Below are 11,670 nucleotides of genomic sequence, written 5' to 3'. Positions count from 1 at the left end.
AAAATCATCGAAAAGTGTTCATCTTCAGCCGGAATAGCTGTTCACGTTAAACCAGAATAGGTGTTCACGTTCGCCCGGAATGGGTGTTCATGATGGGCCGGAATATGCAAACAATACGAGGCGTTCAGTACGGGGGGTTACCCAGCAGTGGCAGGTAGTAAATTTCGTTCCTGAGACTGATAACGAAGATAGTGGAATAGGGCGGTATGGACTGCACGCGTCGGATTGCAATTCCAGGATCGTTCAAGGTCAGCAAGCAATGATGCAGAGTTGCAGACATAGAATGATTTTTTGACACCACCCTTTTGTACCGCAACCGGATGCAACGTCATTCTATTTGCATGAGCCCAGGCAACTGCGGCGTCTAGCAACTCGTATTGAAATTCAATCGTGTCATCGATGGCCGTAAGCAATTTCATCAGCGTGTGATCATCTTCTTTAAGGCGCAGAGTAAATGGCACAAGCTTTGGCTGTTGAACGGTCACCGGTAGATTAGCCTTTAAAAGGTAAGTGGAAGTTATTGGCATTTTGTCCAACCAAACTCCTTTTCGCAGTGTTTAAACGGTCACTGAGCACTGACCTTTTGAATAATCTGTTGGCAATTCCTTTGAGCTATCGTCTGGGCTTTGATTGAGGAGCCCGACGTGATTGGCAGATTTCTAAAAAAAAATGAGCCCACCCGGGACACAGGAGTGCCCACTCTCAGACCGATGCACCCAGTTGCTCTAAGTGGTGCAAACCTTTTAAACACGCCATCCCGGCAATCATTGATCTCAAAGATCAAACGATTAGTTTCAGCAACCGATGTTGTGTGGAACAGACATTATCTTTATGCCATTCAACAGTTCGCAGAACTAGCTCAGAACCTGCCCGCGTCCGAGATTCATCATCATTCGGAGCAGGGTGGCTTGATTGACCACACCCTGGAAGCTTTGCATGCAGGGGTCAGAATTTCTCATGGATATATCCTGCCTCCAAACGCTGAACCTGAGAACATTGGTCCTGGTGCAGATCGCTGGAGATTCGGAGCGTTCATCGCGATTTTAGCTCATGATTTAGGCAAGATCGTTACCGATTTAGAGGTTGTTTACAGAGCCCCTAACTCGACGTTCCAACAGTGGTTCCCTTGGTATGGAAATCTGCCGGCTGGCGTTGAATATCAATATCGATTTCGCAAGAAAATAGAAAATACCCGCCTCGCAAAGACGCTCCACGAAAAGTCAGGAATGTCATTGTTGCCGAGATTGCTGACACCGGAAGCGACCAAATGGCTGTTTTCAGATATGGAACTGGTCTCCCAACTGTTCAGTACAGTGTCGCATTCAACCTTTGGTGGTCACGTAATAGCTGAAATTGTGAGAACAGCCGATGGCGCAAGTGTGTCAAAGAATCTCGGAGCAAATACAGGCAAGAAAGCGGACCACTCATTGGCAGTACCTTTGCACGAAAAATTGGTTGTTTCGTTAAGAAAACTGGTGGCCGATGGGGACCTGATCCGAAACAAGCCTGGCGCGGCACTCTGGGTCACCGATAAGTGTACCTGGGTTGTTTCGAAGGCAACAATAGAAGCAGTCCGGGCCCAGCTGCTCAACGAGGGCCACAGTGGTATACCAAAATCAGTCGTGACTATCTTTGGGATCCTCAAAGATCATGAATGCATCGTGGCGACACCAGAAGGTGATAGCGTCTGGTATGCAGAGATAGATGACCCCGCTAAAAACTGGCGTCAAAAGTTGACCTTTCTGTGCTTTAAAAATGAGATCATCTGGCCAACGTCACAACCGGATTTGTTTGATGGCACCGTGACTCCGATAGACCGAAAGGGAAATCCTTTGGCTGAAGATCAGCCGCAGGTAAAAGAGGCCATAGAATCGCAAGTCGCCGCCGATACAAGCTTGGAGTCAGCTGTCTCTCTGCCATGCCCTGAACCAACCACCGTCCCTAAAAAGCCCACGAAAACCTGCAAACCAGATGGAAATAGGGAAGGGCAGGTAACAAAATCCCGGAACGAAACGGTTGATCCGAAATCCAAAAGTACTACCAATAATGATGAGGGCAAGTTGGTCCCAGAAATAGGGCTTACATCGAAAGATGCTGCCGACAAATGGAAAACTCGCCGACAGATCCAGGAAGAAGTGCTCCGTCAAAATGACTTTATCTCCTGGTTACTTCGCGGCATTGCGACCAAACGTATTCGCGTGAATGAACCCAAGGCGCCTGTCCATGTGCTTGAGAATCACATTGCTCTTGTGACACCAGCAATCTTCAATGATTTCCTTGATAAAAATCGCCTTAAAAAGCAGATCTACGAGCGAAGGGCAGGGGACAAACGAGTTTTCACACTGCTTCAGAAAGAAATTGAAGCCCTCGATATTCACCAAAAAGGCATGAACGGAAAGAACATCGTATCAGTCAGTGTTGAGGGCGTCCGGTCAAGGAGTGAGCTTCGCGTTTACCTGCTAAACCGCGACTGCTTCCCATCGTTGAACAACTTCAACGCCAACCCAGCAATAAAAATTCATCTCTGAACCCATCCGCTTAGCGAAGCTGAGAACCTGATACCCCACGTCCCAACTGCTATTTTCACGGAAAATAGATGACAATTTTCTTCGACTTACATGGAGTCCAACGAGCTGCTGCTGCTTCCTGACCACATAGAACGGCAATCGTTAAGTGGTGTCCGCCGTGGACGCTTGTTATATTCCGGCGTATCTTGCAAGTGATGGAACCAGAGACAATAAACGTTTGTCGATCTAACTCACTCCACTTGGCCGGAGACGGCGAGATCAGCGTCGCAAAAATGGTAGCTATGCAACAGGACGAAGTTCAGAGCTTCGATTCTCCCGGCTCGCGTCTATCCCATCTGTTGGATCGGATTGGATTCAAAGAGCAGCGAGGAAAGATGCAGGGTTTTTATCAATACCTTCGAGATAAAGATCCGGAAAATTTCGGAGATCTAAGCTACAGCACCGTCCGTGGTTGGTTTTCTTTATATTCGCCTTCCATCAAGAAAATCGCCTTCATAGTAGATGCCCTCAAACAGAACTACAGGATTCCGTGCGATGAGAAACACCTGAAGACCTGGTGGAAACTCGGTGGCATTTATCCGTTTTACCTGCCCGAAGCGAACAGTGGCGAAGAACTGAAAACTCTCGAGCTTGAGAGCAAAGAGACGCAGAACAAGCTGCTCTATCAAATTATGCGATTGATTTCCGAAGAGGATGGTAGTCTTCAGCACAGCCTGACCCAGGAGGAAATTCTATCTGTACTTGGAGCAACAACAGATTTTGCCCGGGACTTTGCAGACCCAAAACAAACCTCAGCGCCACAGCACTATCTCCGCGCAATAATTCGTGACCAAATCGCCAGGCATGCGGACATCGAATCCTAGTTGATTAATACAAGTTGCGTAAGGCGGACGCGCTTCACCCGTCTCCGTGCACGGCGTTATTTCGATTCGTTAGAATTGTCCTCATTTCTCTGGGTATTGGTTCCCTCCCAATCCATTTCATCTCGGATGCTTTGGAATTTCCTCAAGATGTCCTTTAAAAACTCTACCTCTGCGGCAAGGCTTTGATTCGCGTTCTCTAACGACTGCTTCGACCGCTGCACATCCTCAAAAGAGGATTTTAATTCGCTGAGGGACTCTGCAACGCGTTGGGCTGTTGATTCTGAATCTGTGAGACGCCTCTCCAAGTCCTCAATAATAGAGCTCTGATTGGACAAAGACTCCTGAAGGCTCTTTGCACCCGCCCGGGTGTGAGACAACTCCTGTTCAAGGCGCTGACGCTCAACTGCTTCCAGGTTGGCAATGTCACGCTGCTCTTCCACTTGCTCCAGAAGTCTTGCCTTCTCGGTTCTATGCTCAGCAAATTGATCTTCGGCCTTGTTCCTGTAGCTGGCAAATTCCTCCTTGAGTTCGTCAAACTCGTCTCTTAAACGGGATAGTTGCTGATCGTGACGGTGTTCGAGGGCCGCTTTCTCGGAAGTGGCTTGTTCGAGCTGTTTTTTACGTTCAGTTATTTCTTCGCCCTGAGTATGAATTTTTTCCTGCAACGCGATTTGCTTCTCGTGGTTAGCGGCCGCGGCAATTCTGAGTTTCTGATTGTCGACCTTGAGACTGTCTCTCTCGCTCTCCAGGTTCGCCAGTTTGGTCTCCAGCGTCTCAACCTCTGACTGTTTACCGGATAGCTTTTCTTCAAGGCCTCTGGCCAGCTCTTCGAGTTCTTGCCGTTGGGTTTCGAACTTGGCTTTCGCTTCATTAATCGATGACTGCTGTTCTTCCTCCAGCTGAAAAATCAATGGCCGCACGAGCTTTGCCAGGTACTCCGATCGCTCAGCGTTCAGGTCAATAGCTGCCTGGAAGTCTGAGTCTTCGTAGGTGGAGTCGATGTTCAGCCCGTGAAGGTAGTGAGCAATCTTTGCGGTGGAGCCCTTACCAAGAATTTGGCGGACCTGGTATGGGTTTACTGGTTTCCGGCTTTCCTGCAGCTCCTCAACGGCTCTGATGATGTCTGCTTCGCTGATACTGGCTGGCCTACCCATACGTGCACCTTCCTATCTATTAAAAACAATAACTTAGACAACTAAGCGCGGACGGCGAGCTGTCTTGGTCAGTTTCTGAGTTTCATTTTATTGATTATACGCTAACGAAACAAAAGAAACACAAAAGAAAACGAGGAAGAACAAAAGCGCGATAATAGGCATTATCCCATCTTATGAGTATATAATGGTGGGGAAGGGCGTTTTTGAGGCTTTCTGGAGGGTAAGACTGAAGAAATGCAAATAAGATCGTCAGGCTCGACCAGGAGTAATCTCAACGGTCTGCTCGTGCGGGGCCAATTTCTTCACACCAGGCTTGGAGGAAGTATCAGGCCCAGCCAGTATAGTGATGGGGTCTGAAGACACCAATCCGCAATGTTTTCGAAAAAAAATAGCCTGCATTATTTGGTTAAAAAGCAACCAGACCTTGGCGGCCATGATTTCCAGTGTACTGTGTTCGTAAATGACTGATTGGAGATGTACTGATGGCTCTGGGAAAATTTGAGAATGGAATCGCGGCCCATAAGAACGCAGTGGCGGATGCGATTGAAAATCATGGTATCCATGTTCGGCATGTACCAGGCTACGCCTACACGGTGGGGTGCTCAGATATAGGATTGCCAGAACTACTGGTCGAAAAGATGCCGCGCGAGCAAAGTGATGAACTGTTGAGGCTTTTGTTTCTCGCGGCTGAACGGCGGGACACCCCGGCTAAGTCATGGGACGAGGTCGCTGTGGTCACTCCAAAGCCAGGTTTTGAGTCACTTTCGGTTGATCAGGTTAAGACGCGGTTGTTTGATGCGAGAACCCACTATGGGCATTGGAAGATTTCTGCAGTGAAAGTATTGGTGCCGGGAGTTCCTCGTGACTGAAGAGCGATTAGTGGATTTTCAATCTGCGAAAGAGGCCAGAGAGCGTCTCCGGGAAATCATCGCTTTTAACAGCCAAAACGGTTTTATTTTTGTTGAAGAAAGCTGGAGAGACATAGGGCTTGCAACGGTGTACGTGGTGGACATAGATATCAACACTATTCATGTGTTCCCCTGGGCGCCGGAGAAAGTTTCTATAGAAATTCCGGCGGAATCGCTGCCTTGGGAGCTTCTAAATCTCTCCTTTGAGGTAATTGCAGATCCAAAAGTGTATGTGGACAAAACGCACATCCTGCAGAGCGAGGCGATTGCTGCAACTTCGTTGAATGCTGAGCTTTCCCTTGGAAGCGTGAAAGCCGAACTGCGGCGACACATACTTGCCATCATGGACCTGTCTTCTAAGTCGGGTTTGCGGGATCTATATCAGTTAGAAGCTGAGAGTCTGGTGCTGCCGAGGCACCGAATAGAAGCGATCGTGAGAAAAAAGTGTGGAAAAGAAAGTGACCAGTAAAAAGCTGACGACACAACCTCGCCCAACATATGCCGAGGCTTTCGATTCGAAGGTTCTTGCTCAGTATCCGGTTGAAGCGCAAGTAGCGCTTCTGGAGCTTATCCAGTCGGCTGAATCGAAGAATACGAAAAAAGCCACTGCGCAGGCTGTCCGGCACTACGTTGAGGTTTGGAACGGTCCTCTGCCCTGCACGCCAACTGACCTGTCTTTTTATCTCAATGAATACGCCAGAAGGCCCTCCGATGAAGAAAGCCCGGAAAGCGCGGTGCTGGACAAGCGGAGAAATAAAAACCTCAAGGGTTTTTCGATCGCCACGCTGGAACAGCGACGCAGTCTATTCGGGAGCTGGCACAAGCGCACTTTTGGGGATAATCCAAACAATTCAGATGCCGTGCGGGCAACCATGCGGTCCATTAGAGTGTCTTGTGGTGAACCTCAGGAACAGGCGAATGCCCTACCCATGAGGATTTTAAAGAACGCAGAGGAAAAGCTGCGTCGAAACCGACAGATCGCATTGGAACATGATGACCGGCAATCAATGCTCAAATTCTCTCGAAACCGGGCTCTTTTGCTGACGGCTTTCTGGTTCGGATTGCGCGCGTCCGAATTGGTTAATTTGCGTATCAAGGATGTGGAAATGTTCTGGGATGAAGACCCACCTTGGATGCGAGTTACCATTCGAAGGTCCAAGACCGACAGAGAAGGAAGAGGGCAAAAAAAGCTTTTTGAAGCGTACCCGACTAAACATCTCTGCCCGATTTATGCGATCCGGCAATGGAAGGAGGACCGATTTCAAGGGGTCAGTGACGAGCGAAGTACGGATGGGCTTTTGCCGTTGTTCTCAAAAGTAGATCGTTGGGGCAACGTATGGACAAAAAATATCAACGCAAATTCGATGAATACTCTGATAGAGAAGTTGTTCACAGTTGATACCCAGGCCGCTCACGATCGATACACCAGCCACTCTATGCGTCGGGGATTGGCAAACTGGATGGACCAAGAGGATGGAAATCAAAAGGATATAATGGAATGGATCGGTTGGCGTGATCCACGAACAGCCTTGAGATACCTGGACGCCAGACATAGCTCGCCGACTGCCCTGACCAAGGCAAAGCTAGCAAAAGGACGGAAAGACGAATCTGACGGGTCCTAATCATTATTTATGCAGAGGGGGCCCAGTTCTACATCCATAGATCCACGGTGTTAATGGTCGCTTCAAGCTTGGCCAGAATGATCGGCCACTCATTTGCCAGGCGGTCAGTCTTGAAAGACCTTGCCGACCTGTTTTCTGGATAACAGCCTTCTGACGATGGAGCGCTGTGCGGCCGGCTGTTCTAGTTGCCGCTTTTGGTCGGTGATTCTGTTGAAAACTTCTTCCCTATTGATCGCAACCTCGGGCGGGGCATCAATTGAAAGCTTTACCCTTGAACTGTCCAGTCGCGTAACGGTGATTTTGATGTTGTCGTTGATAATGATGCTCTCGAACAGCATCCTTTCTAATGTCAGTGCCATGGCGAATGACGTCCTTGTGAGATGAATCAGCGGTTACTGTAAATGAGTTCGCTCTTGGCGAAGACTCGTAAAGGTTGAGCTTCCTTAACTCTGTCTTTCCTGAATCCGGCATAGACTTCGATGGCCTCTATACCAGGTATTGAGTTATAGGCTGTTCTCTTTGTGAGCTGCGCGTAAGCATCCAGTGGATTAGTTGAAGGAACATCAAAGCGGTAAACCTTGGATTGGTCAGTAATGATGTCGATGCTGAACGCATGGGCCCGACCAGGCCGCACCTCGCGGCTTTTTACGTCACGGGCAAAAAGCATGCTGGCAAGGCTTTCAAGATAAAGGCTATCTATGTGGCCGGTCAGGCTAAGACCTTCGAGGAATCCGGAAAGCCGGTAGCGCCACTCAATCTGGCCCAGTTCCGAGCATGCGGGCTTGAGGTTGTTCAAATACTCCAGTATCACTGAGCTGGCGCCGAGCAAGCGACTCTCGATGTCGCAAAACAAGTCATTGGTCTGTTGTTGATTTAAAACGGTCATCAGGAAGGTTCACTCATGCGCTGGATGCGTTTGAATTGATAAGCTCGTAGGGCAACTCGCTGTTTGTGAGAACCCAGTCCAGCTTCTCTTGATAGGCCGGGTCGCAGACGTCTGGGTACAGATAGACCGCCGTCGGGGTCTCTGTGTCGGTGAGAAGGATCGACGCAAGGACTTCGGTGCTTTTAAGGTTGTAGCGAAGGCATTTGGTGAAGTAGCGGCCCGTTGCGCGGTACTTCTCAACCAGGTCCAACTCTTCACGGTTTTCGAAAGGCAGCCACTGAGCATCGACCGCCATCAAGGACAGTGTGTCAGCTTGAAGGTTGCCTGTAGCGGATCGGGTGAATGTGGTGATGCAAAGCAAGTGGATTTGGGCATCCTCAGCAAAGAACGCCAATTCGGTCCCGTAGTTTTTTCCCATGCGCCGGTAAATGTCGTCGGCAAGGTAAATGGGGACGTCCGGCATGTGTTTGATGATCATCCGATGTCCAAACCGGGCTGGTTCGAACGCTTTTACCTCACCTATCATCAAACCCATGGGCTGGTTGTTGGCAGTGGCCTTGAGATCAGAAAAAAATCGTGCTCGCCGGCGAAGGATGTCGTCTTTATGCTCCACTGAAAACGGCTCAGGAATGAGCAGGGAATCGACGATAGCCTTCCGGCCCGAAATTTTCCCTTCGGCGGCCTCGAGCAGATATTTGCGAACCACAAACCAATTTCTCTTACCCGCCATTCGGGGAGACCAGCGGTTCAACCCGGCGTCCTCATAGAGAAGGTGCAAAAGCGATCGTACTGATAATTTAGCCGGGTCGGATTTCGTAGTTGGCGCCTGGGTAGATTGGCCCTTTATTGGCGAGGCGATTGGGGCTGTTCCGCGCTTGCTCAAACTGAAGTCCAGCCGAAGCTTGGTAATGCCGCCATCCTGATCTTCTTCAATTGCTTTCTGACCCAGTGCGCCGCGGCCCGATAGCTCGGGTGGAATCTCGTAACAGTCACATTTCGGATCGTGTTGTGGCCCGGTAAACGGCATCCGCTTCACCAAGAAAGAGCCATCGTCCACCTTGGACACATAGAGGGGAAGTCCCGGATCTTTGCAACCACAAAGAGGCCTGGTCCGTGTGCGATAGGCAGAGGCAAGAAGCGCTTGTCGCTCGGGATGGTCCGTCGGCACCAGCTGGTCGTTCAGGATGAATGCCACCTGTGCCATATCAGCCTCGCTTCCCGTATGCGGACAGAATGATCAGCGCTTCTTGATTGGTTAGCCCATTACTGGCTCTATCAAGAAACAGGCTGTTTACGACAGGATCCTTGCGAGCCGCACTGTAGATAACATTCAAAACTTCTGGAGTTGTTGCAGACTGCGGCGGATTCAGTTGAGCCAGAGAACGCGCCACGCTGATCTTTTCAGCCAATGCATCGGCTTTGATCTGTTGGAAATGCGCGGGCGGGTTGGGGTTGATCGTGTTGGAGCTCAACGTCTGTTCTTCTGATAACAGGTTCTCCAGGCTGAACTTAGGCAAGGGGCCCGGTGTGGAGTAAAACATCGGGAAGGTGAAATACGAGGCCACCACACCAAGAATGAAACCAAAAAGCAGTCTAATCATTGCGTGAGGCCTCTTCCTTTGCCTGTCAGATCTTCAATGCGGTTTTGGTGCGCCCGGCGAGGCTTTCCGCCACGTCGGCCGGTGAGATTGGTGACTGATCGTTCACCCACACGGTTATTGTTATCTCACTGGTATCAGCAGTTTGCTTTGTTATGTTGTGATCAATGACATAAAGCGCATCGCCATGCTGCCGGTGGGCCCGCATGCGGTAGTAAACAGATGGCTCTGAGTCGTAGGCCCAGGCAAAGGTCTTCATTTTCGTTTCGGCCAATGATCCCCATTCCTGGCGGATTTCCTGCTCGGAATGGTACTCGTATTCCTTTTTGATTCTGATAAACGCCACATCGACGTTTACTGGTGCAGAAAAAGAGGTCGTGGATTCAGTAAAGGTCTTTCTGCCGGAAGACGAAGCAGCCGATTCTGAAGAGTCGGATTTAGCAGTCGCCTGATCAGACGGTTTGTAGGTGCTGCCTGGAATCGACCCGTCGTGGTTCAGGGGTTCACCCGTCAGAGGGTTATTGATGCAGGTGACGCATTTACCGCCAATTAATACGTGCTCAGTTGTTGAGCAGCCAGTTAAGGTCGCTGCCAATCCCAGTGACAGAGCAAGGCACTTTAATTTCACGAGGTTTCTCCACAAGATCGTAACTGTGTTTGCACACCAGGATCAGGGCAGACGGCGTGAAGCCAGAGGACAGGAAACCTGTTTGCGACCGCCCATGAAGCTGACATCGATTGTGCCGCCGCTGGTGCGAGAAACCAGCAATCAAAAGGTCACGACTTAACGACCTTTTAAGTCTGGTGCCGCAAAGAAGTTGCCACGATCATGGCAACCAGGGGAGATCTCATCCTTGATTCTTGCCCGAACCACTGGAGTACGGCGCTTCCATGCAATGCAGGGATTCAAGGAGATAGTGCATCGCAAAGGGGGCCGTGGCAATATTTCGAGGGCTTCAAGCGTGAAACTCTGAGGGTAAATGTGGCATAGACCATGTTTTTGCGTTTAATTTTCATCCAAAATAATGTCTAATTTGTAACATATTGTAAGCGCCAAGGCAGGTGCTTAAAAAAGTTCTGGCGATGTAACAAGGAAGTATCTCGATGCAGCCGTTTGCACTTCGAACCGTCATTTCAGCAATTATCCCTGCGATTTTAGTAGTCATTTTGCTGGCCCTGCTCATTGTCCAGCAATTCCAGGGGAACCAACTTTCACGTTCCCATGATCCACTCACCCCCTTGTCCGGGACGCCTCTGAGCGCGCTTCCAGACCTCTACCCTGTCAAAAGCACTAACGGTGTTTTGAACCTGGACATCGACAAATTGAACCAGGCGTTAATGCACCTGCTAAGTCAGAACAATCCGCAGGCTGCGGCAGATCTCATCTACATCGTCCAGGCGAACAACACCCTGTTGATGCTAGATCACGACAACAAAGTTCGCTTTTTCGAGCTGGTTGAGAAGTACCAATACGAAGACATATTGGAAATCCGGAAGCACAAGGATGCGGTGTTCAGCGTGTATACGGACATTGTGAATGGGATCGGTCGGACATTTGCCGGCACGGGCGTTGAAATCGTGCTCCATGACACGCGAAATCCGCTGGCCTCAATTATTGCCATCCAGAACCCCATTTCCGGGCGCCGACTGGGCGATTCGACGACTAATTTTGGTTTGGAGCTTATTCGTGAGTACGCAGTCGGTAAGAGCCGTGGCGTGAGTTTCATCAGCTATGGGCTTACGCTCGCGGATGGTCGAGACGTTAAGTCAAGCACGATCCCTATCTACGACCCACGTTTCGGGCTCATTGGCTTCATTTGCATGAACATAGACGTTTCCAAGCTCGATGAACCACAGTCACAGGCCGCTCTGTCATTTCTTGAGAATTTTGCGGCGGTTAATGAAAACACAAAGATCAATGAGCTGATCGATCACTCGAAACGGAATGGCTGACCACGAGGACGGCGATAGTGAATACCGTTAACATCTGCCTCGAGCGGACTAAACCCCAGCTCACACTGAATGGAAGCAAGGGTTTCCTCGGATGATATGGTGGTGGCCAACATTGTAGCCGTCGAATCAGCAGCCGAAGGAACGGGTGTCTGTGTCGG

General features: G+C 49.8%; 13 protein-coding genes. 6 read left to right on the top strand and 7 right to left on the bottom strand.

Going from position 1 to position 11,670, the window contains the following annotated elements; all coding sequences use genetic code 11:
* Nucleotides 1–137: 137 nt before the first annotated feature.
* Nucleotides 138–536, bottom strand: coding sequence for a hypothetical protein (locus tag AC0B60_RS17210; protein ID WP_465087150.1), 399 nt, complete (start codon nucleotides 534–536; stop codon nucleotides 138–140).
* A gap of 108 nt (nucleotides 537–644) precedes the next feature.
* On the opposite strand from AC0B60_RS17210, the gene mobH reads away from it, so the two are divergent.
* Together mobH and AC0B60_RS17200 are read left to right on the top strand one after the other, a co-directional pair.
* Complete coding sequence (mobH, locus tag AC0B60_RS17205; protein ID WP_465087149.1) at nucleotides 645–2,528, top strand: MobH family relaxase; 1,884 nt, start codon at nucleotides 645–647, stop codon at nucleotides 2,526–2,528.
* Nucleotides 2,529–2,809: 281 nt separating this feature from the next.
* Nucleotides 2,810–3,391, top strand: coding sequence for a hypothetical protein (locus AC0B60_RS17200; protein ID WP_465087148.1), 582 nt, complete (start codon nucleotides 2,810–2,812; stop codon nucleotides 3,389–3,391).
* A gap of 56 nt (nucleotides 3,392–3,447) precedes the next feature.
* Here AC0B60_RS17200 and AC0B60_RS17195 read toward each other — a convergent pair whose 3' ends face one another.
* Nucleotides 3,448–4,545 (bottom strand): DNA-binding protein, encoded by a 1,098-nt coding sequence (locus AC0B60_RS17195; RefSeq protein ID WP_465087147.1) that lies wholly within the window; start codon nucleotides 4,543–4,545, stop codon nucleotides 3,448–3,450.
* 482 nt (nucleotides 4,546–5,027) lie between these two features.
* On the opposite strand from AC0B60_RS17195, the gene AC0B60_RS17190 reads away from it, so the two are divergent.
* Genes AC0B60_RS17190 through AC0B60_RS17180 form a run of 3 tightly spaced genes read left to right on the top strand, consistent with a single transcriptional unit; the run spans nucleotide 5,028 to nucleotide 7,075 of the window.
* Nucleotides 5,028–5,414: a DUF4262 domain-containing protein gene (locus AC0B60_RS17190; RefSeq protein ID WP_465087146.1), complete on the top strand. Its 387-nt coding sequence runs from the start codon at nucleotides 5,028–5,030 to the stop codon at nucleotides 5,412–5,414.
* On the top strand, nucleotides 5,407–5,922 hold the full coding sequence (locus AC0B60_RS17185; protein ID WP_465087145.1) for a hypothetical protein: 516 nt from the start codon (nucleotides 5,407–5,409) through the stop codon (nucleotides 5,920–5,922). Before AC0B60_RS17190 ends, AC0B60_RS17185 begins: the two co-directional genes overlap by 8 nt.
* Nucleotides 5,900–7,075, top strand: coding sequence for a tyrosine-type recombinase/integrase (locus AC0B60_RS17180; RefSeq protein WP_342632580.1), 1,176 nt, complete (start codon nucleotides 5,900–5,902; stop codon nucleotides 7,073–7,075). Before AC0B60_RS17185 ends, AC0B60_RS17180 begins: the two co-directional genes overlap by 23 nt.
* A 104-nt stretch (nucleotides 7,076–7,179) precedes the next feature.
* Here the strand turns inward: AC0B60_RS17180 and AC0B60_RS17175 are convergent, their stop codons facing one another.
* The 5 genes from AC0B60_RS17175 to AC0B60_RS17155 are packed head-to-tail and all read right to left on the bottom strand — an operon-like array spanning nucleotide 7,180 to nucleotide 10,187.
* The gene (locus AC0B60_RS17175) at nucleotides 7,180–7,434 is read right to left on the bottom strand and encodes a carbon storage regulator (RefSeq protein ID WP_342632581.1); all 255 of its coding nucleotides are present in this window, start codon (nucleotides 7,432–7,434) and stop codon (nucleotides 7,180–7,182) included.
* Between the two features lie 26 nt (nucleotides 7,435–7,460).
* Nucleotides 7,461–7,961, bottom strand: coding sequence for a hypothetical protein (locus AC0B60_RS17170; protein ID WP_465087144.1), 501 nt, complete (start codon nucleotides 7,959–7,961; stop codon nucleotides 7,461–7,463).
* Between the two features lie 13 nt (nucleotides 7,962–7,974).
* Complete coding sequence (locus AC0B60_RS17165; RefSeq protein ID WP_465087143.1) at nucleotides 7,975–9,165, bottom strand: DUF1173 family protein; 1,191 nt, start codon at nucleotides 9,163–9,165, stop codon at nucleotides 7,975–7,977.
* A 1-nt stretch (nucleotide 9,166) separates the two neighbouring features.
* Nucleotides 9,167–9,562, bottom strand: a complete 396-nt coding sequence (locus tag AC0B60_RS17160) for a hypothetical protein (RefSeq protein WP_069183729.1) — start codon at nucleotides 9,560–9,562, stop codon at nucleotides 9,167–9,169.
* 25 nt (nucleotides 9,563–9,587) lie between these two features.
* Nucleotides 9,588–10,187 (bottom strand): hypothetical protein, encoded by a 600-nt coding sequence (locus AC0B60_RS17155; RefSeq protein ID WP_083231803.1) that lies wholly within the window; start codon nucleotides 10,185–10,187, stop codon nucleotides 9,588–9,590.
* 476 nt (nucleotides 10,188–10,663) lie between these two features.
* Here AC0B60_RS17155 and AC0B60_RS17150 point away from each other — a divergent pair, with 476 nt between their 5' ends.
* Nucleotides 10,664–11,512: a PAS domain-containing protein gene (locus AC0B60_RS17150; protein ID WP_465087142.1), complete on the top strand. Its 849-nt coding sequence runs from the start codon at nucleotides 10,664–10,666 to the stop codon at nucleotides 11,510–11,512.
* Nucleotides 11,513–11,670 lie beyond the last annotated feature (158 nt).

This window comes from Marinobacter sp. V34 (assembly GCF_055524115.1).
Note: the sequence above shows the minus strand (reverse complement) of the source record. Positions and strands in the feature narration are given on the sequence as shown.

Bases quoted from the DNA above. Each gene is read 5' to 3' on its own strand.
- AC0B60_RS17200 (WP_465087148.1), top strand. From the start codon at position 2,810: ATGCAACAGGACGAAGTTCAGAGCTTCGATTCTCCCGGCTCGCGTCTA.
- AC0B60_RS17190 (WP_465087146.1), top strand. From the start codon at position 5,028: ATGGCTCTGGGAAAATTTGAGAATGGAATCGCGGCCCATAAGAACGCA.
- AC0B60_RS17195 (WP_465087147.1), bottom strand. From the start codon at position 4,545: ATGGGTAGGCCAGCCAGTATCAGCGAAGCAGACATCATCAGAGCCGTT.
- AC0B60_RS17170 (WP_465087144.1), bottom strand. From the start codon at position 7,961: ATGACCGTTTTAAATCAACAACAGACCAATGACTTGTTTTGCGACATC.
- AC0B60_RS17165 (WP_465087143.1), bottom strand. From the start codon at position 9,165: ATGGCACAGGTGGCATTCATCCTGAACGACCAGCTGGTGCCGACGGAC.
- AC0B60_RS17175 (WP_342632581.1), bottom strand. From the start codon at position 7,434: ATGGCACTGACATTAGAAAGGATGCTGTTCGAGAGCATCATTATCAAC.
- AC0B60_RS17160 (WP_069183729.1), bottom strand. From the start codon at position 9,562: ATGATTAGACTGCTTTTTGGTTTCATTCTTGGTGTGGTGGCCTCGTAT.
- AC0B60_RS17150 (WP_465087142.1), top strand. From the start codon at position 10,664: ATGCAGCCGTTTGCACTTCGAACCGTCATTTCAGCAATTATCCCTGCG.